Source organism: Sphaerisporangium sp. NPDC051017 (assembly GCF_040683095.1).
GTDB lineage: Bacteria > Actinomycetota > Actinomycetes > Streptosporangiales > Streptosporangiaceae > Sphaerisporangium.
In genome coordinates this window covers 64,384-87,513 of record NZ_JBFBCI010000003.1, presented here as the reverse complement: position 1 = coordinate 87,513, position 23,130 = coordinate 64,384, and the positions used below count along the sequence as shown (strand labels likewise).

At 67.7% G+C, this 23,130-nt stretch carries 20 protein-coding genes and 1 pseudogene; 13 read left to right on the top strand and 8 right to left on the bottom strand.

Annotation, left to right across the window (positions count from 1 at the left end; all coding sequences use genetic code 11):
- Positions 1-65: 65 nt before the first annotated feature.
- Positions 66-1,232, bottom strand: coding sequence for a pyridoxal phosphate-dependent aminotransferase (locus AB0M95_RS04470; RefSeq protein ID WP_363759359.1), 1,167 nt, complete (start codon positions 1,230-1,232; stop codon positions 66-68).
- 93 nt (positions 1,233-1,325) lie between these two features.
- On the opposite strand from AB0M95_RS04470, the gene AB0M95_RS04465 reads away from it, so the two are divergent.
- The 6 genes and pseudogenes from AB0M95_RS04465 (at position 1,326) to AB0M95_RS04440 (ending at position 4,939) form a co-directional block, all read left to right on the top strand.
- The gene (locus AB0M95_RS04465; protein WP_363759356.1) at positions 1,326-2,339 is read left to right on the top strand and encodes a DUF418 domain-containing protein; all 1,014 of its coding nucleotides are present in this window, start codon (positions 1,326-1,328) and stop codon (positions 2,337-2,339) included.
- A 25-nt stretch (positions 2,340-2,364) separates the two neighbouring features.
- Positions 2,365-3,186, top strand: coding sequence for a carbon-nitrogen hydrolase family protein (locus AB0M95_RS04460; protein ID WP_363759353.1), 822 nt, complete (start codon positions 2,365-2,367; stop codon positions 3,184-3,186).
- A 10-nt stretch (positions 3,187-3,196) separates the two neighbouring features.
- On the top strand, positions 3,197-3,655 hold the full coding sequence (locus AB0M95_RS04455; RefSeq protein ID WP_363759350.1) for a hypothetical protein: 459 nt from the start codon (positions 3,197-3,199) through the stop codon (positions 3,653-3,655).
- A complete protein-coding gene (locus AB0M95_RS04450; protein ID WP_363759347.1) occupies positions 3,652-4,080 on the top strand; it encodes a hypothetical protein in 429 nt (142 codons plus the stop codon). Before AB0M95_RS04455 ends, AB0M95_RS04450 begins: the two co-directional genes overlap by 4 nt.
- Positions 4,077-4,304 (top strand): annotated as a pseudogene (locus AB0M95_RS04445) (sigma factor); the annotation flags it as partial. The gene AB0M95_RS04450 and the pseudogene AB0M95_RS04445, both read left to right, overlap by 4 nt.
- Positions 4,305-4,399: 95 nt before the next feature.
- Positions 4,400-4,939 (top strand): hypothetical protein, encoded by a 540-nt coding sequence (locus AB0M95_RS04440; RefSeq protein WP_363759797.1) that lies wholly within the window; start codon positions 4,400-4,402, stop codon positions 4,937-4,939.
- On the opposite strand, the gene AB0M95_RS04435 is transcribed toward AB0M95_RS04440, so the two are convergent.
- The 3 genes from AB0M95_RS04435 to AB0M95_RS04425 form a co-directional block, all read right to left on the bottom strand.
- Positions 4,903-6,417, bottom strand: a complete 1,515-nt coding sequence (locus tag AB0M95_RS04435; RefSeq protein WP_363759344.1) for a carboxyl transferase domain-containing protein — start codon at positions 6,415-6,417, stop codon at positions 4,903-4,905. The two genes, AB0M95_RS04440 and AB0M95_RS04435, sit on opposite strands and share 37 nt — an antisense overlap.
- Positions 6,418-6,437: 20 nt before the next feature.
- Positions 6,438-7,595, bottom strand: coding sequence for a CoA transferase (locus AB0M95_RS04430; protein ID WP_363759341.1), 1,158 nt, complete (start codon positions 7,593-7,595; stop codon positions 6,438-6,440).
- A gap of 323 nt (positions 7,596-7,918) precedes the next feature.
- Entirely contained in the window at positions 7,919-8,065 is a 147-nt protein-coding gene (locus AB0M95_RS04425) for a hypothetical protein (protein WP_358509776.1), read from the bottom strand.
- Between the two features lie 214 nt (positions 8,066-8,279).
- Between AB0M95_RS04425 and AB0M95_RS04420 the strand changes: the two genes are divergently transcribed.
- Together AB0M95_RS04420 and AB0M95_RS04415 are read left to right on the top strand one after the other, a co-directional pair.
- Positions 8,280-9,182, top strand: coding sequence for a DUF2786 domain-containing protein (locus tag AB0M95_RS04420; RefSeq protein ID WP_363759338.1), 903 nt, complete (start codon positions 8,280-8,282; stop codon positions 9,180-9,182).
- Positions 9,183-9,431: 249 nt separating this feature from the next.
- Complete coding sequence (locus tag AB0M95_RS04415; RefSeq protein ID WP_363759335.1) at positions 9,432-9,752, top strand: hypothetical protein; 321 nt, start codon at positions 9,432-9,434, stop codon at positions 9,750-9,752.
- A 125-nt stretch (positions 9,753-9,877) separates the two neighbouring features.
- Here the strand turns inward: AB0M95_RS04415 and AB0M95_RS04410 are convergent, their stop codons facing one another.
- Both AB0M95_RS04410 and AB0M95_RS04405 read right to left on the bottom strand, forming a co-directional pair.
- A complete protein-coding gene (locus AB0M95_RS04410) occupies positions 9,878-11,086 on the bottom strand; it encodes a S8 family serine peptidase (protein WP_363759332.1) in 1,209 nt (402 codons plus the stop codon).
- Positions 11,087-11,290: 204 nt separating this feature from the next.
- The gene (locus tag AB0M95_RS04405) at positions 11,291-12,493 is read right to left on the bottom strand and encodes a S8 family serine peptidase (RefSeq protein WP_363759329.1); all 1,203 of its coding nucleotides are present in this window, start codon (positions 12,491-12,493) and stop codon (positions 11,291-11,293) included.
- Between the two features lie 590 nt (positions 12,494-13,083).
- Between AB0M95_RS04405 and AB0M95_RS04400 the strand changes: the two genes are divergently transcribed.
- Positions 13,084-15,063 (top strand): hypothetical protein, encoded by a 1,980-nt coding sequence (locus AB0M95_RS04400; RefSeq protein WP_363759326.1) that lies wholly within the window; start codon positions 13,084-13,086, stop codon positions 15,061-15,063.
- Here AB0M95_RS04400 and AB0M95_RS04395 read toward each other — a convergent pair.
- On the bottom strand, positions 15,058-15,489 hold the full coding sequence (locus AB0M95_RS04395; protein WP_363759323.1) for a hypothetical protein: 432 nt from the start codon (positions 15,487-15,489) through the stop codon (positions 15,058-15,060). The genes AB0M95_RS04400 and AB0M95_RS04395 overlap by 6 nt on opposite strands.
- Positions 15,490-15,645: 156 nt before the next feature.
- On the opposite strand from AB0M95_RS04395, the gene AB0M95_RS04390 reads away from it, so the two are divergent.
- Positions 15,646-15,948, top strand: a complete 303-nt coding sequence (locus AB0M95_RS04390) for a hypothetical protein (protein ID WP_363759320.1) — start codon at positions 15,646-15,648, stop codon at positions 15,946-15,948.
- A gap of 72 nt (positions 15,949-16,020) precedes the next feature.
- Here the strand turns inward: AB0M95_RS04390 and AB0M95_RS04385 are convergent, their stop codons facing one another.
- Entirely contained in the window at positions 16,021-17,364 is a 1,344-nt protein-coding gene (locus AB0M95_RS04385) for a hypothetical protein (protein ID WP_363759317.1), read from the bottom strand.
- A 476-nt stretch (positions 17,365-17,840) separates the two neighbouring features.
- On the opposite strand from AB0M95_RS04385, the gene AB0M95_RS04380 reads away from it, so the two are divergent.
- From AB0M95_RS04380 to AB0M95_RS04370, 3 genes are read left to right on the top strand one after another with little or no spacing between them, the layout of a single operon-like run.
- Positions 17,841-19,838: an N-6 DNA methylase gene (locus tag AB0M95_RS04380; RefSeq protein WP_363759314.1), complete on the top strand. Its 1,998-nt coding sequence runs from the start codon at positions 17,841-17,843 to the stop codon at positions 19,836-19,838.
- On the top strand, positions 19,835-21,847 hold the full coding sequence (locus AB0M95_RS04375; RefSeq protein ID WP_363759311.1) for a class I SAM-dependent DNA methyltransferase: 2,013 nt from the start codon (positions 19,835-19,837) through the stop codon (positions 21,845-21,847). Before AB0M95_RS04380 ends, AB0M95_RS04375 begins: the two co-directional genes overlap by 4 nt.
- A complete protein-coding gene (locus AB0M95_RS04370) occupies positions 21,844-23,124 on the top strand; it encodes a restriction endonuclease subunit S (RefSeq protein WP_363759308.1) in 1,281 nt (426 codons plus the stop codon). The genes AB0M95_RS04375 and AB0M95_RS04370 overlap by 4 nt, the downstream gene beginning before the upstream one ends.
- The last annotated feature ends 6 nt before the right edge of the window (positions 23,125-23,130 follow it).

The following is a 23,130-nucleotide window of genomic DNA, read 5'->3' as shown; positions in this document are numbered from 1 at the left end:
GGGCGTGGCGGCGGATCCGGGAGACCGGCCGCCGCCGCGCCCGGCGCGAGCCGTACGGCGCGGCGTCAGCCGTTCAGGCGGGCCAGCCGGGCCACGGCCTCGTCGATGACCTCGTCCTTCTTGCAGAAGGCGAACCGGACGAAGTGCCGCCCGAGGTCGCGGCGGTCATAGAAGACCTGGGTGGGGATGGCGACGACGCCGGCGAGCTCGGGCAGCCGCCGCGCGAGATCCAGGCCGTCGGTGAAGCCGAGCGGGCGGATGTCGGTCTGCACGAAGTACGTCCCCGCGGGCCGGTACACCTCGAAGCCGGCCGACGTAAGCCCGGCCATCAGGCGGTCGCGCTTGGCGGCGAGCCCGTCCCGCAGGCCGCCCACCCAGGCCAGTTCCTCGCGCAGGCCGTGGGCGACCGCGAGCTGCCACGGGGCGCCGGAGGTGAACGTGAGGAACTGCTTGACCGTCTGGACGGCGGTGACCAGCCCGCGCGGCGCGCAGATCCAGCCCGTCTTCCAGCCGGTGACCGAGAAGGTCTTGCCCGCCGAGGAGATCATGACGGTGCGCTCGCGCATGCCCGGCAGCGTGGCGAGGGGGGTGTGCTCGACCCCGTCGTAGGTGAGGTGCTCGTACACCTCGTCGGTGACGGCCACCAGGCCGTGTTCCCGGACGACGTCGGCGATCACCGTCAGCTCGTCGTAGGTGAAGACGGTGCCGGTGGGGTTGTGCGGTGAGTTGACGAGGATCGCCCGGGTGCGCGGACCGGCGGCGGCGCGCAACTCGGCGGGGTCGAAGGTGAAACGGCCGTCCACGGGGCGCAGCGTGACGGGCCTGCGCACGGCGCCGGCCAGCGAGATCGCGGCGGCGTAGGAGTCGTAGTACGGCTCGAAGACGATGACCTCGTCGCCGGGCTCGCACAGGGCGAGGACGGCGGCGGAGATGGCCTCGGTCGCGCCGACGGTCACCAGGATCTCGCCGTCCGGGTCGTAGTCGAGGCCGTAGTGCTGCTTGCGGTGCTCGGCGACGGCCTGCCGCAGCTCGGGCAGCCCCGGCCCCGGAGGGTACTGGTTGAAGCCGTCCCTGATCGCGGCGACGGCCCGCTCGAGCATGGCCGGGGGGCCGTCGGTGTCGGGGAAGCCCTGGCCGAGGTTGATCGACGCCGTGCGGACGGCCAGCGCCGTCATCTCGGCGAAGACGGTGGTGCCGAACTCGCGCATGCGCGCCACCAGAGGTTCGCTCACACCGGCAGCCTATCCGGCCGCCGGGCATTAGCCTCGTCGGATGGACGCCTGGATTGCCCCCTTATGCGGGTCATGTGAGCGGCGGCGGCGCGGGTGACGCGGATCCGGGAGCTCGACACGCTGCGCGGTTTCGCCGTCTGCGGCATCACCGTCGTCAACACCTGGCAGCACACCGCGGGCGCGCTGGAACGGCGTGTCCCCACCCCCGCCGACTGGATCGTCGAGAACCTCCTGCAGGGCCGCTTCTACCCCGTCTTCTCCTTCCTCTTCGGCGTCAGCTTCGTGCTGTTCCTGCGCTCGGCGGCGCGCAGGACCCCGCGTCCGTGGTGGCCGCTGCTGCGCAGGCTCGGCGTGCTCGCCTGCCTGGGCCTGCTGCACCGGTTCGTAAGCCCCGGAGAGGTGCTGCTGCCGTACGCGATCGCCGGGGCGCTCGTGCTGCTGCCCGCCTCCTTCCTGCCCCGATGGCTGGTGCTCACCGCCGGGGTGGGCGGCACGCTGTGGGCCGTGCTCGCCGAGGCCGGCGGCATCTGGCTGGTCCCGGGGCTCTTCCTGCTCGGCATGGCCGTGATCGAGTACGCCCCGGGCCCGCGCGCCCTGGCGCCCGCGTTCGCGGTCAGCGCTCCCCTGGCCGTCGCGCTGACCGGCGCCTGGGTGTACCTGTGGGCGCACCCGGAGACGTTCCGCTTCCCGTACACCGTGTCCGTCTACCCGCTCGCCGGGCTCGCCGCCGCCGTCGCCTACTGCACCGGCGTCCTGCTGCTCACCCGGCGCGCCCCCGGCGTCGGCGCCTTCCTCCAGCCGCTCGGGCGGATGACCCTCACCGCCTACCTGGCGGGCAGCCTCTCGGCCGCGGCCCTCGCGCCGCTGCTGGCGCGGGACGGCACCAGGCTCGGCGCCCTGGCCGCGGCCGCCGCCGTCCTGGCGATCCTCGCCGGATTCGCGCACTGGTGGCTGGCGCGTTTCCGCCACGGACCACTCGAATGGGCCTGGCGGTGCCTCACCTGGGGAGAGCTCGTCCCGGCCCGCCGCTCCCCCGATCCCGCGCCGCCGGCGACCGCGCCCCGCGACCTCTCCGGCGGACCGGCGCCGCGAGATCTCGGCAACTGAGGCCCTCCCCGCTTACCCTGGTGGGGTGACCCGCATCGCGCTGTGCCAGATCCCGGTGTCCGAGGACCCGAAGACCAACCTGGAACGCGTCCGCGACGCGCTCGGCCGGGCCGCCTCCAAGGGCGCCGCCCTGGCCGTGTTCCCCGAGGCGACGCTCACCCGCATCGGCAAGCGCGTCACCGACTTCGCCGAGCCGCTCGACGGTCCCTTCGTCACCGCCGTGGCCGACGCCGCGCGCACGCACGAGGTGGCGGTCGTCCTCGGCACGTTCGAGCCGGTGGAGGGCCGGGTCTTCAACACCGCCGTCGCGCTGGACCGCCGCGGGCGGCGCGCGGGGGCGTACCGGAAGATCCACCTGTTCGACTCCTTCGGCGCCCGCGAGTCCGACCTGGTCGCGCCCGGGGACGCGCCCGTCGTCGTGGAGCTCGCCGGCCTGCGCCTCGGCCTGATCACCTGCTACGACATCCGCTTCCCCGAGCACGCCCGCGCGCTGGTCGACCTAGGCGCCGACGCCTTCGCCGTCATCGCCGCCTGGGGCACCGGGCCGATGAAGGAAGAGCACTGGACGACGCTCGTCAAGGCGCGGGCCATCGAGAACACCATGTGGACGATCGCCGTAGGCCAGGCCCCGAACCCCGAGGCCCTGGACGGTTTCGGCGTCGGCAGGAGCATGCTGGCCGACCCGATGGGCGTGGTCCGCGCCGACCTCGGGCCCGCGCCGTGCGTCCACGTGGCCGAGATCGACCTCGCCGAGACCGAGCGCGTGCGCGCCACGCTGCCCAGCCTCTCGCACCGGCGCGCAGATATTTATCGCGCCGTGCCAAAAGCCGAGGTCGGCAGATCGTAAAATACCGAGTGTGAGCGAGCCGGCGCCAAGAACGCAGATGCAGAAGGTCATCCCTCCTCGGCTGCTGGTTCCCTACCTCGCGGGCCAGCGCACGATCATCTCGGGGTACGTCTACCGCGTGCAGGACTGCTCGCGCCTGTCCACCCCCGAGCAGATCATCTCGGCGCTCGACCTCACCTTCGAGGGCTCGGAGCTGACCCCCGAGGTCCCCGAGCTGTACATCCTGCGGTGGCTCTCGCGCGAGACCGACGTCTACGTCGTCCCCTACGGCCCGCACATGGGCGGAGATTGGAACGATTCGCCCCCCTTCGCGGGCAACGGCTTCACCACCTCGCGCCAGCACGTCGTCCCCCAGTTCCACACCACGCCGATGCCCATCCCGGCGGGCGCCGAGATCCACCACCTGACCCCGCGCGGTGAGCGGCGCTTCGCCGAGTATGACGGGCTGACCTGGCGGTCGGCGGCATGAGCGAGATCGAGCCCGTGGGGCTGGGCTTCATCGCCCGCCGTCACGACCAGACCTACGCCGCCGCCCTCGGCCCCGGCCCCGGCGACGTCGTCCTGTTCAGCGAGGAGCCCCGCGAGGGGTTCGACCAGGTCGGCGGCTACTGGCGGCGGCGGGTCCGGCGCGACGAACTGCAGTGGCTGGTGCTGCTGCGCACGGTCGGCGCGTTCGGCGGCGAGCCGTGCGTGGTCCTGGACGAGGACGAGGACGGCCTGCACATCGCCTACACCGGCCACAGCGGCCCCAAGGCCGAGGCCCTCGGCTACTGGATGGTCGACCACGGCGCGTACGAGGTCGTGGTGCCGCACGAGGAGGTCCACTCGATCCGGGTCGAACGCATCCCTGTGCCGAGTCAACCGGCCCAGGGTGCAGGTGTCTCTCGTATGTGACCCAAACCCCGACCGTCTCCCGCGAGCGGCCCACGGTCGCCGAGATCTTCGCCGCGCACTACCCGGCGATGGTCCGGCTGGCCGGGCTGCTCGGCGCGGACGATCCCGAGGACATCGCGCAGGAGGCGTTCGCGCGCCTGCACCGAAGACAGGGACGGCTGCGCGATGACGGCGCCGCCGTCCCCTACCTGCGCGCCATCGTCTGCAACCTGACCCGCAACCGCGTCCGCCACCTGCGGCTCGCACGCCTGCGCCGCCCGGACCCGCCGCCGCCCGTACCGAGCGGCGAGCCGACGCCCAGGGCAAGGTCGTCCAGTGGGTGGCGAACCCGTTCTACCCGAACTTTCCCGATCCGGTGGGCGCGTCCAACGCCAAGCGGGTGGGGCCCGTGCTGGACCTGCCCGGCGGGCCCGAGGCACGCATGTACGACGACGGGTCGTTGGTGTGGCGGCTCGGCGACAGGATCGTCGGCGCGGATTTCGCGGGAAATATGGCGATATCTCCACCTGATGGGCACCTCTCGAACGGGGTGACCGACGTCCCGGTCGCCTCGCACTTCGACGCCGGGCGGTGGTTCGGCTACGCCAGGGCCCGGACGGCCCGGGTGGAGGTCACGTTCGAGGACGGACGGACGGCCCGCGCGCGGACCGTCCAGGACCCGTGGAAGCAGGGCGTGGTCCTGTTCTCGGTCCCCTTCGAGCCCGCCGGCGACGTGTACGTCTCCGGATACCGGGTGACGGGGTTCGACGCGCGGGGCAAGAGGCTATGGCGGCACGACGAGCCCCCGCACCCGCCGCTATGGCAGGAGACCCCCGCGGCCGGTCAGGCCGAGCCGCCTCCCACGCCTAGTCGGCGGTAGCGGGCGAGGCGGGCGGCCAGGCGGTCCTCGGCCGGGCGTTGGAGCAGACCGATGATCTCGTACTCCAGCGCCCGGGCCACCCGCTCGCAGAAGGGCCGGGGTTCGTAGGCCGCATCCGGAAATTCCGGAATTATGCGGTCGACGATCCCGTCCCGCTGAAGGTCGGCCGCCCGGACGCCCTGGGCCTTGGCGATCTCCGGCGCGAAGTCGATCGTCCGGTACAGGATCGCCGAGGCTCCCTCGGGCGGCAGCGGGGACAGCCAGCCGTGCTGGGCGCACAGCACGCGGTCGGCGGGCAGCAGGGCCAGCGCCGCGCCCCCCGCGCCCTCCCCCAGCAGCAGGCAGACGGTGGGCGCGTCCAGCACCACCAGGTCGGCAAGGCTGCGGGCGATCTCGCCCGCCAGCCCGCCTTCCTCCGACGCCCTCGACAGCTCCGCCCCCGCCGTGTCGATCACGGTGACCAGCGGCAGCCCGAGCTCGGACGCCAGGCGCATGCCCCGGCGCGCCACCCGCAGCCCCGCCGGGCCGAGACTGCGCCCCTGGCGCCTGCGGTCCTGGCCGAGGACGACGGCGGGCGCCGCGCCGAACCGGGCCAGCGCCAGCAGCACCCCCGGATCGCTCTCTCCGACGCCCGTCCCGTTCAACGGCGTGACGTCCGACGCGCCGAGCTTCAGCAGCGCCCTGACGCTCGGCCGGTCGTCGCGCCGCGAGCGGCTGATCGCCTCCCACGCCTCCACGTGCACCGGCCGCTCGACCGGTTCCGGTCCGCGTTCGAGCTCCGGCCCGGTCGGCGCGCACAGCACGGCCAGGGCGCGGATCGCGATCTCCCTGGCGTTCCCGGCCGACACCACGGCGTCGACCAGCCCGTGCTTGAACAGGTTCTCCGACACCTGCACGCCCTCGGGGAACGCGTAGCCGTACAGCGACTCGAACACCCGCGGGCCGAGGAAACCGATGAGTGCGCCCGGCTCGGCGGCGGTGACGTGCCCGAGCGACCCCCACGAGGCGAACACGCCACCGGTCGTCGGGTGCCGCAGGTATACGATGTACGGCAGGCCCGCGGCGCGGTGGGCCGCAACGGCCGCGCCGATCTTGATCATCTGGACGAAGGCGAGCGCGCCCTCCTGCATGCGGGTGCCACCGGAGGCGGGGGCGGCCAGCAGCGGCAGCCGCTCGGCCGTCGCCCGCTCGACCGCGCGGACCAGCCGCTCGGCGGCGGCCACCCCGATGGACCCGGCGAGGAAGGAGAACTCGCAGGCCATGACCGCCACCCGGCGCCCGGCCAGCAGGCCCTCGCCGGTGACCACGGACTCGTCGTAGCCGGTCTTGGCGCGCGCGGAGGCGAGCTCCTCGGCGTAGGCGGACCCGGGCGGGGCCGGGTCCAGCGGCGGCTCGTCCCACGACTGCCAGGAGCCGTGGTCGAGGACGGTGTCGATGAGCGTACGGGCGTCAGGCCGTTGCGGGCTCGTCGGCGACATCGGCGACACGGTCGGCCAGGTCACCCTTCCCGCTCGGCCAGCCAGCCGAGCACGGCCCGGGTGTCCTGGCCGAGCTCCGGCGGGGGCGTGTGCTCGGCGGGCGGCGCGCCGTCGAACCTGAGCGGCGACCCCGGCAGCTCGATCGTCCCGAGCACGGGATGCTCCACGGTGACGACCAGCCCCTGCGAGCGGACCTGGTCCCAGGCGTAGACCTCGTCCAGCGAGCGGATCGCCCCGGCCGGGACGCCGAGATCGGCGAGCACGGCCAGCCAGTGCGCCCGGTCGTGGGCGGCCAGGGCCTTCTCGATGTCGGCGATCAGCTCGTCGCGGTGGGCGAACCTCTGCCGGTTGACCGCGTACCTCGGGTCGGCGGGGTCGATGCCCAGCACGGGCGCGAGCCTGCGCCACTGCGCGTCGTTGGCGACGGCGATCTGGATCATCCCGTCGGCGCAGTGGAACGCCCCGTACGGTGCGATCGAGGTGTGGTGGTTGCCCGCCGCGGCCGGGACCTTGCCGCCGACCGTCCACGCCGTCCCGTGGTAGGAGTGCACGCCCACCACCGAGGCCAGCAGGGACGTGCGGACGACCTTGCCCTGGCCGGTGCGCTCGCGCTCGTACAGGGCGGCCAGCACTCCGTACGCGCCGTGGATGCCCGCGAGCAGGTCGGCGATCGACGCGCCCACGCGGTACGGCTCGGCGGGCGAGGGGCCGGTGAGGCTCATCAGGCCCGCCTCGCCCTGGGCGATCTGGTCGTAACCGGGCCTGCCGCCCTCGGGACCGTCGTGGCCGAAGCCCGTGATGGAGAGGATCACCAGGCGGGGGTTCAGCTCGCGCAGCCGCTCCATGGAGAAGCCGAGGCGGTCGAGCACGCCGGTGCGGAAGTTCTCGATCAGGACGTCACTCTGTCTCACCAGGCGGGCCAGCAGATCGGCACCCTCGGGGGACTTGAGGTCGAGGGTGATCGACTTCTTGTTGCGGTTGGCCGCGAGGAAGTACGTCGAGACGTCACCCGCGGGGCCGGCGAACGGCGGGCCCCAGCCGCGCGACTCGTCGCCGCCGTCGGGATGTTCCACCTTGATGACCGTGGCGCCCAGATCGCCCAGCATCTGCGCTCCGTGCGGCCCGGCGAGCGCCCGGGACAGGTCGAGCACCACGATGTCGCTGAGAGGTCCCTGCAAGGTCAGCCTCCACGGGGGTCGGGGGGAGAATCATAGTCCCCACCGGCAAGCCTGCCAGGTCCGGCCGTCCGGTCCACACTCAGGTCGCCCGGCGTTTCCGTGTCACCCTGTGTCGCGTTATGTTGCATTGTGTCGCGTTGTGTCGCGGCCAGTCGTCCAGTGGCGTCCTGTACCGGCCTGTGCCGCCGTCGTCCGCGCCGTCCCGTGCCGTCACGCCGGCTCCGGTGGCGCCGCCCGGCGCGTTCCAGGCGGCGCCGGCCACCCATGCCGGACGGACAGCGGGATCGTGGGGGTCCGGGGCCGCCGTCACTCTCGCGTGGGTCCTAGTGGGTCGTCTTGCGCGCCCGCCAGCGGTCCACCAACTCGCGAAGCTTGCGCTGGTTCTGCGGGTCACGAGCCATCGTCTTCGCCTTCTCGACGTTCTCGCGGCCCTTCGCGCTACGCAGGTACTCCTTGATGCGCTCAACCATGGACGCCATATTCTTCACCACCATCTGTCGGTCACCGTTTCCACTGAACGGCTACCCTCGACATCCCCCGTCAATCACGCATTGTGCCCACTACCTGCAAAAACAGGACAACCAGTGACGATTGCGGGATAGAACCACAAGGTTCGCGCGATCACATCGTGACGAATCAGGTTCGGCCCGGCGTCACGCTCCGCGCCTTCGCCGGTGCGTTACCGTGGTCACCCGTACGGCCAGGAGTGGAACCGGCGGGGAGGGCGCGCGACTTGGGAGCCCCGCGACGCGTCACCGGGAGGACCCCCTGAACGGCAGCGACGACCCGGCCTCGGCGAAGATCATGGAGCGGGTCCGGCGCCTGCTCGACCTCGCCGAGCACCCCGCCACCGGCGAGGAGGAAGCGGCCGTCGCCTCCGCCCACGCCGCCGCGCTCATGCTCCGGTACGGGCTCGACGCCTCCGCCGTACGCCGCGGCACGACCGGCCGGGCCGAGACGATCGACGGCATCGAGTTCGAGGTCTCCAACCGCGGCGGCCACGCCCGCGAGCGGTGCTGGGCCCTCCACCTGGTGTGCGAGGCGCTCGACTGCAAGATCGCCCAGCACTGGACGGGGGTCAAGGGCCGCGGCATCCGGGCCGCCACGCGCGTCACCGTGACCGTCGTCGGGCCCGAAGCCGTCCTCGACGGCCTGCGCGTCCTGCTGCCGTCCCTCGCGCTCCAGATGGAGAACCAGGTCAGGCCCGCGCTGCGGCGGTTCGCGGCGGCGGCACTGGAAAGCGTGACCGACAAGGACCGGCGCGCCAAGGTCTCCACCGACTTCCGCCGCGCCTTCTACGTCGGCTTCGGCACAGGCGTGTCCGCCAAGCTGCGCGAGCGGGTCGCCGAGGTCGCCGGCGAGGTCCGGGGAAGCGGTGCGGAGCTCGTCCTGCTCGACCGCGTCGCCCTCGTCCGCGAGGAGTTCGACCGCCGCTTCCCCGGCCTGAGGCCCGCCCGCAACACTCCCCTGCACCACGACGGCTTCTACACCGGCCGCGAGTCGGGCCGCCACGCCGACCTAAACGACCGAACCCTCCCCGACCCCCTCGCCGCACAACTGCCCGCCCCACGCGACGACCGGCCATAGCGTCCCGCGCCGCGACGGCGTTCAGGCATGACGAGCCAGCGAGGCGTACGCCTGCTCTGGGGTGAAATCGTGACGGAACCACCGGCTCCGACGCCCGTTCTCGCGAAAGAGGCGCCCTCGTGAACGTCCACGGCCGGTGAAGGCCGCCAGGCGACAGAACTATGGAGGGCCGGTAGCTCCTCACGCTCGCATATCGGTGATTACCTGGAAACGCCCCCTTTTCGATGGATCCGTAAGGAGTCGTCCCCAGTGCGAATCCGCAGATTACAAGCCGCAGCGGCACTCGCCGTGGCGGTGAGCGCGGGCGCCCTCGCCACCGCCGCACCTGCCGTCGCCTCGGCCTCCACCCATGTGTCCGCCTCCAGCCACGCGCCCGCCTCCGCCGAGGGCCGCCTGGCCCCGCTGCCGCCGGACTGGTATCGCCAGGGCCCCTATCCGACCAAGGCGGCCTGCGATGTCGGCCTGTTCGACGCCGGCGACGACGGATACACCGGGTACAGCGCCTGCTACTACTACAACGGCGACCGCTCCTACGCACCGGGCTACTACTTCAACGTGTACATCCCCTGAGCGTCCTCTCCCCCTCATCGTGATCGCCCCCGGTCGGGCATGCCACCCGGCCGGACCGGGGTGACCTGCACGAGGCCCATGGACACGACCTCGGTGTCCATGGGCCTCACCGCTGTATGCCGGTGTCAGAAGGTGGCGACGTTCAGCAGTTTCTCCGGAATGCCGGGAACCGGGACGGCCGCTGCCTGGAGCGACATTCTGACGGACGCCGGAGTCGCGGCCGGGTGCGTGGCCTTCCAGAGCGCCGCGCCGCCCGCCACGTGCGCGCTCGCCATCGAGGTGCCGGAGAGGGTGTTGTACGAGCTGTTGATCCAGGTGGAGTAGATGCAGAGGCCCGGAGCGATGAGGTCGACGTCGGCACCGAAGTTGGAGGTGGGACTCCGCGTGTCGTCGGGAGCGCTGGAGCAGCCCGTCGCCCCGCCGCCGGGAAGCCCGTTGTAGTCGGCCAGCGCGCTGACGGTGATCACCTCGTCGTAGGACGCCGGCACGAAGCCGGCCGCGTTCGAGGCGCTGTTCCCGGCCGCCACCGAGATGGTCACACCCGCCCGGACCGCCGCGCAGATCGACCTGTGCAGGGCGTCGTTGTTGCTGTTGCCACAGTTGCCGTCGTCACTGCCGGACCCGCCGATGCTCATGTTGGCGACCTCGATCTCCGAGGCGTGGGCCGTGACGTAGTCGACCCCGCAGATCACCTGCGACCACGAGCCGCTCCCGGCGGCGTTCAGAACCCGTACCGGCCACAACCGGGCTCCGGGCGCGACGCCGACGACGCCGATGGTGTTGTCGGTCGCCCCGATGATGCCGGCGACGTGCGTCCCGTGGCCGTTGAGGTCGTTGGCGCTGGTGCCGTCGTTGCAGTTCTTGGCGCCCGTCGTGTAGACGTTCAGGTCGGGGTGGGTGTGCTGGATTCCCGTGTCGATGACCGCCACGTCCACATCGACCCGTTCGCCCGGGCCGTCGACGTTGTTGATTCTGGCGGTGGGGCTGAGGTCGGCGTCGACCCGGTTGACGCCGGTGGGCAGCATCTGGGCGGCGATTGAGACCGTCCTGTCCGGCTGCACCCACTGCACCAGCGGGTCCTTGGTGAGGGCCGCGGCCGCCTCGGCGGTCATCTTGGCCGAATAGCCACTGAGCGCATGGCTGTAGACGTAGTCGACACTGATGGCCCGGGAGCCCGCCGGCGAGTTGCGGACGAACGAAGTTGCGTCGGTCCCGTCCCTCAGCACGACGATGTAGTCCCCCACGGGGTCGGGGGCGGCGACCCCGGCCGCGGCCGGAATCGTCGCCACGGCCAGGGAAGCGGCGAAAAGCGCCGCGAGAAGCGTTCTACGCACGGGGTTCCTCCACTCAGTGGTACACAGGGCCCGGAGAACTTCGAACCGGCGGCCGGGGCCAGGCGCCGGTCGCGCACCACGCGAGGCGGGCGACCGGGTCCCGCGAGCTCCACTCGCGAAAAGGACCCACGGGGATCTGATCCCCGTGGGTCCTTCACTTCTTCACCCCGGCCTTCCGAACAAGGACGGAGGGCTCAGACGGCCTCAGAACGTCGCGACGTTGAGCAGCTTCTCCGGGATACCGGAAACGGGGACGGCCGCGGCCTGGAGCGCGGTCTTGACGGCCGCCGGCGTTGCGGTCGGGTGCGTGGCCTTCCAGAGCGCCGCCCCGCCCGCGACGTGCGGGCTCGCCATCGACGTGCCCGAGATGGTGTTGTACGAGCTGCCGGTCCAGGTGGAGTAGATGCAGACGCCCGGAGCGATGAGGTCGACATCGGCACCGAAGTTGGAGAAGCCGATCCGCGTGTCGTCGGTACCGGGGTAGCAGGTGGACGGCGCCCCGCCACCGGGCAGGCCGTTGTAGTCGGCCAGTGCGCTGACAGTGATGACCTCGTCGTAGGCCGCCGGCACGAAGCCGGCCGCGTTGACCCCGCTGTTGCCCGCCGCCACGACGAAGGTCACGCCCCTGGAGACCGCGGTGCAGATCGACTTGTGCATGGCGTCGTTGTTGGTGTTGCCGCAGTTGCCGTCGTCGGTGCCGGCTCCGCCGAGGCTCATGTTGGCGACCTCGATCTGCGAGGCGTTCGCGGCGACGTAGTCGATGCCGCAGATCACCTGCGCCCAGGTGCCGGATCCGGCCGCGTTCAGGACGCGCACCGGCCACAGCCGGGCACCGGGGGCGACGCCGACGACGCCGGCGGCGTTGTCGATCGCGCCGATCGTGCCCGCGACGTGCGTTCCGTGGCCGTTCAGGTCGTTGGCGCTGGTGCCGTCGTTGCAGTTCTTGGCGCCCGCCGTGTAGACATTCAGCTCGGGGTGAGTGAGCTGGATGCCGGTGTCGATCACGGCGACGTCGACGTTCACGCGGGTGTCGACACCGTTGATCGCGGCGGTCGGGCTGAGCTCGGCGTCCACCCGGTTGATGCCGGTGGGCAGCGTCTGCGCGGTGGTCGAGACCGTCTTGTTGGGCTGCACCCACTGCACGAGCGGGTCCTTGGCGAGGGCCGCGGCCGCCTCGGCGGTCATCTTGGCCGAATAGCCGCTGAGCGCGCTGCTGTAGACGTTGTCCACGCTGATGGCTCGGGAGCCCGCCAGCGAGTTGCGGACGAACGATGTTGCGTTGGTTCCGTCCTTCAGAACGACGATGTAGTCGCCGACCGGGTCCGGCGCCGCCATCGCGGCCGTGGCCGGGATCACCGGCAGGGCCAGAGCGGCGGCGAACAGGGCTGTGAGGAGCGTTTTGCGCACGGGGGGGATCCTCCACTCTTCGGTCCATCCGTGTTGTGGACCGCCAAAGAGGAGATTGACGCGCCTTCTCGCCTCATTCCAGAGCAGATGCCAATCTGTTATCTGGAATTAACAAAATACGGTCACCTGAGTCTGAAGTGACAGAAAACATGCTTTGAAACTGAAAGGTGCCGACACTGCGGCGGATTCCGGGAATACCTAAACCACGATCGACCATAGGACGATGTGCATAGTCCGATAAAATATGCCCGCCCGACAAAATGGCCAGAACAAAAATCCCCGTCCCCGCAACCCGTCCATCCGTTACAGATCCCCCATCTCCCGCCGACTTACGATGATCGACCTTTTCGCCGGCCTTCCTGCGTTACGTTGGTACATCCGGCACCACAGGAACGCCGCACATCCGGCGAGCGGAGCCCGACAGGATGTGCCCGGCCAACGGGAAGAGACCGCACGGGGACGGGCCGGACGAAGCGGCCGGGCCGACGGGGACGGATCGAGCGGCGCCGGCCGGGCGGTACGCACACCGGCCGCAGGGACGTGAGTGAGAACAGGGGACGTGAGCAGATGAGCACAGGGGGCGTGATCGCATGAGCACCGTGCCACCAGGCACAGGACCACTGTCACCCGACTTCACGGGCATCGACCCGAACCTGATGGACGGCCTCATCACCGAACTGGAGAAGGCCCGCAGCGTCATAGGCGAGCACACCGAGGCCATCCGCCGCGTCTACGCCTCCAACGCCCTCCCCGCCACCTCTCTCACCCCGATCGCCGAGATCGAACACTGGATAGACCAGAAACTCCCCGACCTCCGCCGCCGCACCCACCTCGCCCGAGCCACAGCAAACCTCCCCAACTGGTCCCCCGGCACCGCGAGCGCCCTCATCCCCTACGAGGAGAAGCCCGCCCTACCCCCCGCCGAAGCCCGCCGTCTCGGCACCGACCTGGCCTCCCAGTACAAGAAGATCGACCCGGACGCCCTCTTTCAATCGGGCCGTCCAGAGATGTGCGCGAAAGTACTGCAGACCCTCGCGGCTCACATTCACGACCCGGAGTACACTGCCTCCTTCTTCGCGGCCCTCGGGGTGGAGGCCGCCCTCCGACTCCCGGTGGTCTTGCGAGACCATCTTCAGCCCGGCGAAGAGGCCACCCTAGCCCCACCTCGGCCAGGTGACGAAATACTCCACACAATTAGCCAGGCGTTCGCCACCGCAGTGTCTGCCGGAACGCATGTACCCAGATTCTCATCGATTTATGAGAAATTACGTAACTCTGGACTATCCATGCGGCAGCAGTTCGGAGCCAGCCTCCTGCTTAGCGGAGCCAAATATCCGACCGAATGGCTGGCACAGGTCGCGCTTAAAAATGGTTTTGGATCACCCCGCAAGGTCAACCTTGGGTTCGTTTACGCCCTCGCAAATAACCCCGCCGCCGCACGGCTGGCAATCACCCAAGCGACCGGAGGCGACACCGCAAAGCTCAAAAGTCTCCTAAAGGAGTTCAGTGAACGCAGCACCGGTATATACGCAACCGCTAGCGATGGGGATGCTTTCGGCCGCTTGCTGCCCGCCGCCGCGGGAGTCTACGATGAACAAGACGGCATGCACAGTAAGGAATCAGCACTATTCGCCTTCACCTTAATGTCGACAATTAATGAGTTGAAGATCGCCCCCGAGGTGAAACCCTACCTCTCACAGATCGCCGGCTCCTACGCGACGGAAATGGTTGAGGGGGCAGACTTCAGCAACTCAAACCACCTTCTCCCCAGCGCGTTCGGGGAGGTCAAGTCCCACATTTTCGGACTAAAACCCGCTTTTCGTCTGAGCCCAGAGGACACCTACAGGTTCATCAAGCTCTTCGCCGACAACCTGGACGATCAGATGCCATTTCAAGCGGGCATGGAGGCTTTGACCACTCGCCTGATCGTTTCTGCCGTACCCGACATGATGCACAGTAAGAATCCAGAGCGATTGGATGGCATATTCTCCGCGCTAGGCAGCGTCCGCGGAGTTCAGTTAGCCGCGCGAGAAAAACTAGGTCAACTCAAGGACGACGCCGCCGAAGAGCGCAGTAAGCTCGTGAGCTTACTGCTCGGCACGGGAATGGGTGTAGTAGCGATCAAAGGACCGATCGCGGACATTCCAATCTGGTGGACAGTCATAAGTGCCGGCTGGTCCAGCGTCGATACGTACAAGCAAGAGGACGAAAAGGAGGTGGATAAGATCCGCACTGCCACCGAACTCGATACACTCGGCCGCCAGCACACGATAGCCCAAGCATTGCTCGCCGCAGGGTTCAAAACGAAGATTTCACCTAAGGACTATCAAGCCACATGTCCACCCGGCGTCAGTATTACTGACGCTCACGGCCAACTGCGTCCATTCACCGATATCCTCGAGTCCGGCAATAAGGGTCTCGACGCTCTTGACCGATGGTTGCTGCTGAACGGCATGGGAGGCCCTGATACATCCTCTCTAGGGACCGCTTCGGATCGCTTGGCAAGCACCTTCGAGGGGCGAATGATTCGCGCGAAGGTTCGAGCTTCTCAGTTCGAAAAAGGGTCATGATGCAGGCAGGCATTGGGTCTGGCCCCGCACATCAATCCGGCCGTCCAAAGAAGAACTGAGGTACAACACGGTAGCCGCTTCGGTGTTCTCCAACCTAATAGGTCCGTCATCGAACCCGTCTGTCACGATTTTGTACGGTGCCACGCGCCCCAAAGCAGAGACCAGTCCGTCCTTGACTATCTGAGACTTGGCCTTGGGCTCACTGTCAACAGCTGAAGCAGCAAAGGTCTGCCTGACCTTACTATCGGAACAGGACAGATTCTTGCCGCCAGGGTCCGTTATAGTCACATTCTTAGCATTGCTCTCCTTCAGTAGCTGAAGAATGTGATATTTCAGAGTCTGACCGGCTTGGGTGGCGGTGGGACCCGTGTCGGCTGCACATGCTGTCAACACCACAGGTGTGAGCAATACCAGGACGACGGTCATAAGGCGGAGCCTTGCGGGACTGGACAGGACGAGCATCGTCTTCGCCTCCACGTCTGGCTGGGACCTGGTCGCGCCCCACATACTCTCAGTGAGAACCGCTGCGCCACCTAGTATCTACATTCTGGCCGACGCTTTCACCACAGCAGGAGTCCGACGTTGCCCATCGACGATGATCTGGTGCCCAATCCCAGGCATCAAGATCTGGAAGCAGCTCTTGCCACTGTGCGTGCACACGCCCACGTACTGGAGACTGTTCTCGACCCGGCATGCGCTCAGTTCGGCGGTCAGGCAGTGTGGGTCGGGCCTACCGCTCGGGCGTTCGGCGAGGAGTTGAACGGCCGCCGGGCGCGGATGAAGACGGCCGTACAACATGTGGTCGCCGAGTTGGAAGCCGAGTTGCGGTCCACCCCAAACAAGGTTTCACGGGCGGTCGCAGCAGGCATGAGCGGCTGGTCCTAGCCGACGTGCAGGCGCAGAAGGCACCCACTCGTACAGTCGTGTGCGAACCGTTGCCCCCCGGTGGCTCGGAGTTCAGGTTTGCGGCGACATGGGCGGCAGTGCCGTTGCGCCACGTGCCCGGAGCTCGGACAATGCCTCACACCAGTCGCTGGTCGTTGAGCCTGAAGCAGCAAGTACGGCATCGAATTCGTGTGCCCGTACAACGACACTGACGATGGGGAGAGTGTGGGGGTCGCGCAGAGCTGCGGTAGCAATGCGGCAGGCCTCTTCGATTTCTCTCGCTTTGACAAGAGCAGTGGCATGCGCGAAGCGCACCAAGGCCGGATCGCTCGTCGCTGTGGGATCGTAGGCCGCGAGTGCCCGAGTCGTCGCGTCTCCCGCACCTTCGGCGTCGCCGAGGTCAGCCCAGCCACGCGCCTCGTAGAAGACCTGTCTCTCGGGTTGGAAGGACAGGACGCCTGGTTGCACCGCCTCAGGAGCGCAACGGTCGAGAGTGGTTCGGCACCTGTCTATCGCCCGCTCGAATGCGAGACGGTCACCAAGGGACGCGTGTGCGAGGGCGGCGAAGCCCCACATCCAAGCAATTGCCGGATTAGCTCCCACGACCTGTTCCAGTCTGGGCGTGACCATCGCCAGGGCTCCGGACGGGTTCCCTGAATAGGTCGGTATAAGAGCTGTACTGGCCAGCGCAAGATCCGACAGGTACCGGTCGCCAGCCTCATGCGCAGCGCGAGTCGCGACCGCATACCAACGTCGAGCCTGCACGAACTGGTCAGCGTTGAACAGAATCTCTCCAGCGATGATCGAGAACTTGGCGCCGACGCGAGCCAGTCGCTGTTGCGCTTCCATGGGCTGCCGGTGCGTCAACAGTTCTCGCACGCTGGACAGGTGCAACAGCGTCTCGGCCAACAGAGTGGTCGGTGGCACCCTTTCGAGCTGTTGGCCCAGCCGGTCGGCTTCGGACTCCAGGTAGAGGAGACGGGCTTCGCCGACGTTGCCAGCGTCCAGCACTTGTTCTAGCAGGTCGGGGCCGCGCCAGATGCTTTCTGTCAGGCCGAGGGCCATGGTGGTGGCGCCGAGTTGGAATACCTCTCGCCGGTTCGTGGCCGCCTCCCGGGGGTCGGGGCGCGTCTGGGGAACGCCGGAGTCCTTGTTCCCAGGGTCGTACGGGGCGAGGAGTTCCGCAACGGTGTGGCCCGGAAACATGCGCTCCAGGACCCGGCAGTGATCCGCCAGCGGCTTGGTCTTCAGGTGACCCTTCAGCCACCGCCCGAACGCCTCCCGACTCGGCGACGAGCCGATCAGGCTCCGGTCGATGCTCCGCGCCACCTTGTCGTACTCTAGGCAGAACGCCCGATGCGTTTCCTGATGACGCTTCATCAGCAACACCTTCAGCAAGGTCTGCCGACCGGACATCGACTGCACCTACCCTTCGCTATCGGATGACTACGTACAGCAACTCCCTGCTCACAGTAAAGTCCTCGGCCACCGAGTTCAGCGGTTTTCCCACGACGACACAGACAAGACACACCGGCGACCGCCGGTGACTCGGGCCCGAGAACCGAAACGGCAACCGCCAGGCCTCACAAGGCGGACCATGTGCCACCAAAGCCACTTGCTGGATCCGCAGAGAAGGGGCACATCTTGTCCCCGGACGCGAACCCCTGCGCATGACGAGCAGCAGCAACGTCTGGCGGATCGCACGCACAACCATCTCGACCCCTCCGGGTAACGCCGATCCGCCTTGGCGGCGGATCGGTTTTTCCTGCCCCGCTACGCGGGACTGAATCACGTGTTGATGCGATCGACCACCGCTTTTGAAGACGTTGCCCACAAGACACTCATTGCGGTACGGTCCCATCGACACAGCATGGGCGACCCGAGGAGCTGAGGTGGGCAGGGACGTTCAGGTCACCGCGGCGGACATTTCCCGGATGGGCGATGTGGGGCGCGCGGCGGTGAGCAACTGGCGTCGCCGCCACGACGACTTCCCTCAGCCCACCGGCGGCACCGCGACCAGCCCTGTGTTTTCTCTGAACGAGATCAAACAGTGGCTGCGTTCCCACGCCGAAGGGAAGGAGCTCCCCCTCCGCGAGTGGCTCTGGCAGGACTTGCGCGCCAGTGCGACCGAGGAGCAACTGACGGATCTGATCGCCGACCTCGGGGCCTTTCTCGTCTACCTCGACAGCACCGAAGACTGGGGGGATCTGTCGGTTCAGGGGGACACCGCCGTGGCAGCCGGCCTACCTGAGCGGATCCCGTTGGAGACCTCGGGCTCACTGACTCCGGCGAGAATCCCTCTTCTACGGCAACTGGCCGATGTCGCCAGGCGAGACGGGGTGAAGCCGACCTTCGCCTTCCTCCGCGACCGCTACTTCGAACTGCACACCAAGCGGACCTACACCACCCCTGAGCCGGTCGCGCGATTGATGGCCGCCCTCAGCAATCCCCTCGCCTCGACCGTCCTGGATCCGGCCTGCGGCTCCGGGACGTTGCTCCAAGCGCTGCACGACCGTCCCGGAAGCAGCGTGCAAGTGCTCCTGGGTCAGGACATCGACGAGGCCAGCGCCCGGCTGACCACGGTCCATCTCACGCTCCACGGGTGCGAGGTCGACATCCAACCAGGTGACTCCCTCCGCCGGCCCGCGTTTCCTGGCACAGCGGTGGACGCGGTGGTGGGCAACCCGCCGTTCAACGACCGCGCCTGGGGCTACGAAGAACTGGCCGCCGACCCGCGGTGGGAGTACGGACTGCCGCCCCGGACCGAGTCGGAACTCGCCTGGGTCCAGCACTCCCTCTCCTACCTGCGTCCCGGCGGCACCGCCGTGCTGCTGATGCCACCGGCCGCCGCCAACCGCCGCTCCGGCCGCCGCATCCGTGCCCAGCTCATCCGCCGAGGCGCGCTCCAAGCAGTGATCGCGCTCCCGCTCGGCAGCGTCCCCAACACGGCGGTCGCCCTGCATCTGTGGGTGCTGGGCAAGCCGCGCGACTCGCGAACTCCGAGGCACGTGCTCATGGTCGACACCTCCGGCTGCCACGAGGCATTCGTCCAGGCGGCCTCGGCCGCCTGGGGACGCTTCGAGCGGGGTGACGACGTCGGCGAGCCGACGGTCAGCCGGGCCGTGCCGGTCATCGACCTGCTGGACGAGGACGTCGACCTCACTCCGTCCCGGTATCTGTCGGTGTCGGCCGAGGACCTGTCACCCGAGCGGGTCACCGGTCAGCGCGACCGAATGGCGGATCTGCTCAGGCTCGCCGCGACACTGGTACCGGCGGTCGAGTCGGCCACCGAAGAGGAGGAGCTTGTACTGGTGCCGCTGACGGAGCTGGTACGGCGCGGCATGCTGACCGTCGAGCACCAGAGCCTGCTGAAACCTGGCGAGGCGTCCGACGTCCCGGACGGGTTGAGGGTTCTCATGCCCGAAGACATCCTCGACGACCGGCCGCCCACCGGCACCACTCCGGGTGTTCCCGTCCATCACGAGATCGTCGTACGGCGCGGCGACGTGGTCGTCCCTCACATGGTGCACCGGCCGACGGCTCGTTTCGTCGTGGAAGGCGGAGCGATCCTGGGGCCCCGGGTCTCCCTTCTACGCACAGACCCCGAGCAGTTGGACCCTCACTTCGTGGCGGGGTTCGTGGCAAGCTCCATCAACGCCCGCCACTACACCACACTGGCCAGCCGGGCCCAGGTGGACGTGCGCCGGGCCGACATCCCGCTCCTGCCGATCGCGGAGCAGCGCCGGTACGGCGAGGCGTTCCGGCGACTGGCGGAGTTCGAGGCTTCCCTGCGCCAGGCCGCGGCGCTCGGCGAGGATCTGATTCAACTGATTTCCGACGGTCTGACGCACGGCAGCGTCCGGCCCGCTTCCGAGAAGGGTGCACGGTGAGCGTCAACCACCAGAAGTACGCGGACTTCATCTGGTCCGTGGCCGACCTGCTCCGGGGTGACTACCGCCAATCGGAGTACGGCAAGGTCATTCTGCCGTTCACCGTGCTGCGCCGGCTCGACTGCGTGCTCGAAGGCACCAAGAACGCCGTCCTGGCGATGAACGAGGAGCTCAAACAAGGCTCCCTGCCCGCCGGAGCGAAGGATCGCAAGCTCAGGGACGCCGCCGGCCAGACCTTCTACAACACCAGCGCGCTCGACTTCAAGAAGATCGCCGGTGCGCCGGAGAACGTGGCGCGCAACCTGAGCGCCTACATTGGCGCCTTCTCCCCCGGCGCGGTCGAGGTCTTGGACAAGTTCCGCTTCGACGAGCAGATCAGCCGACTTGACGAGTCCAAGCTGCTCTACCTGGTGACCTCGAAATTCGCCGCCATCGACCTGCACCCCGACAAGGTCGACAACCACCAGATGGGCTACATCTTCGAAGAACTGATCAGGAAGTTCTCCGAAATCTCCAACGAGACTGCTGGTGAGCACTTCACGCCACGCGAGGTCATCAAGCTGATGGTCAACCTGCTGATGGCCCCCGACGACAAGGACGTGATGGTGCCCTCGGTCATCCGGACCGTCTACGACCCGGCCTGCGGGACCGGCGGCATGCTCTCCGCGGCCGAGGAGTACATCACCCGGTACAACACCAAAGCCACGGTGAAGGTGTACGGGCAGGAGCTCAACCCCGAGTCGTGGGCGATCTGCCGGTCCGACATGATGCTCAAGGGCCAGGACCCTACGAAGATCGCGTTCGGTAACTCCTTCACGCAGGACGGACACCCCGCGGGGAAGTTCGACTACCTGCTGGCCAACCCACCGTTCGGCGTGGAATGGAAGAAGGTCCAGACCGAGATCCTCGACGAGGCGGAGAATCGCAGCTGGGCCGGCCGGTTCGGCGCCGGGACCCCCCGGATCAACGACGGGTCGTTCCTCTTCCTCCAGCACATGATCTCCAAGATGAAACCGGTCGAGGACGGCGGCTCCCGCATCGCGATCGTCTTCAACGGCTCGCCACTTTTCACCGGAGCCGCCGGGTCGGGCGAGTCGGAGATCCGCCGCTGGATCCTGGAGAACGACTGGCTGGAGGCGATCGTCGCGCTCCCCGACCAGCTCTTCTACAACACCGGCATCTCCACCTATTTCTGGATCCTGTCCAACCGCAAGGCCCCCGCGCTGCGCGACAAGGTGATCCTGCTGGACGCCCGCGAGCACTGGGCCAAGATGCGCAAGTCCCTGGGCGATAAGCGCAAGCTCGTCCCGGACGACCAGATCGGTGAACTCACGCAGCTCTACAAGGAAGCGATCACCAGCGGGACCACCGACCCCAAGGTGAAGATCTTTCCTCGTCACGCCTTCGGCTACCAGCGGATCACGGTCGAGCGTCCGCTCCGCCTCCGTTTCGAGGTCACCGAGGAGACTGCCGAGGAACTGGCCGAGGCCAAGGCCGTGCAGAAGTACGGGCACAAGGCCGCGCTGCTCGACGCCATCCGTTCGCTCTCCGGTACCACGTGCGCGACCCGGAAGGAGATGGAGGCGGCGCTCATCGAGCACTTCACCAAGCACCAGCTCGGCGCGCATGGAAAGGTCGCCGCCCCCGTGATGAAGGCGGTGTGGGCTGCCGTCTCCATCAGCGACCCCGAAGGCGAGCTCCAGACCGACTCCAGGAACGACCCGCTTCCCGACCCTGATCTCCGCGACAACGAGAACGTGCCGATCACGTCGATGAACTCGACCCCGGCGGAACGCCTGGCCGAGATCGACGAGTACATGAAGAACGAAGTCCTGCCTCACGTCCCCGACGCCTGGGTCGACCACTCCAAGACCAAGCTCGGCTTCGAGATCCCGTTGACGCGACACTTCTACGTCTACACCCCTCCCCGTCCGCTGGAAGAGATCGACGCCGAACTGAAGTCTCTGGAGGCCGAGATCCAGAAGCTCCTCGGCGAGGTGATCCGATGAGTCTCACCGAGCTTGCTCCTTGGCTGGAGCAGTCGCGCTGGCCCACGGTCCCGATCAGATATGTCGCTTCTCTCGGAACGGGTCACACTCCCAGCCGTCAGCATCCCGAGTATTGGGAGAATTGCACTGTTCCCTGGATCACTCTCGCTGACGTCTGGCAGCTCCGTGACGGCACCCGGGACACCATCACCGAGACCAAAGAGAAGATCAGTCGACTCGGGATGGCCAATTCTGCGGCCGTCCTTCACCAATCCGGGACCGTGATTCTGTCTCGAACAGCGTCGGTCGGCTTTTCGGCAATCATGGGACGCGACATGGCAACCAGCCAAGACTTCGCGACGTGGACATGTGGCCCACAGTTGGATCCACGCTTCCTTTTGCAGGCATTGCGCGCGATGGCCCCCGATCTGCGGAGAGTAGCCGCCGGGTCTACCCACAAGACCATCTACATGCCCGATATCGAACAGCTCAGAATTCCCCTTCCGGCCATGGAGGAGCAGCGGCGCATCGCCGCCTTCCTTGACGCCGAGATCGCTCGAATCGCGCGGATGGAGTCACTTCAGCAGGCCGTTTTGGCAAAGCTGACTGAACGGGACCTAGCGGTCATTGATCTTGAACTTGATCGACTAAAATCCCAATTTGACACTGCACCTCTTCGCCGCTCAGTCCGTCGTATCGAACAAGGCTCCAGCCCACAATGCGACAACTTCCCGGCCGGGGAAGGTGAATGGGGCGTCCTCAAGATCAGCAGCATAAAGAATGGTACGTTCTTCTCCAAAGAGAACAAGCGACTACCGGCGGATCTGTCCCCTGATCGCCGGTTCATGGTCCACCCTGGGGATCTGCTCGTGACGCGCGCTAACACCCCTGAACTGGTCGGAGACGTCGCCGTTGTGACTGAACACAGTGAACGACTGCTACTCCCAGACCTTATCTATCGTATACAGCTTACGGAATCGCTAATTCCCGAATTTGCGGCGCTAACCTTAAGAGGCAGTAAAGTACGAAGCCTTGTCCGGGCGACAGCGCGCGGAACGTCGCAATCGATGGTCAAGCTTCGAGGTGAGGACATTCGCGAATGGCCGATCCCCCACGCTCCAACGAGTCGGCAGCGCGAAGCGATTGACACAGTGACCCGACACAAAACCCTCACGGCAACCCTCAAAGCGCAGGTGTGGCGGCAACTGGAACTACTCGCCGAGCGGCGACAAGCGCTGATCACGGCTGCGGTGACCGGGCAGATCGATGTGGCGACCGCTCGTGGAGTCGGGGTATGACGTCCA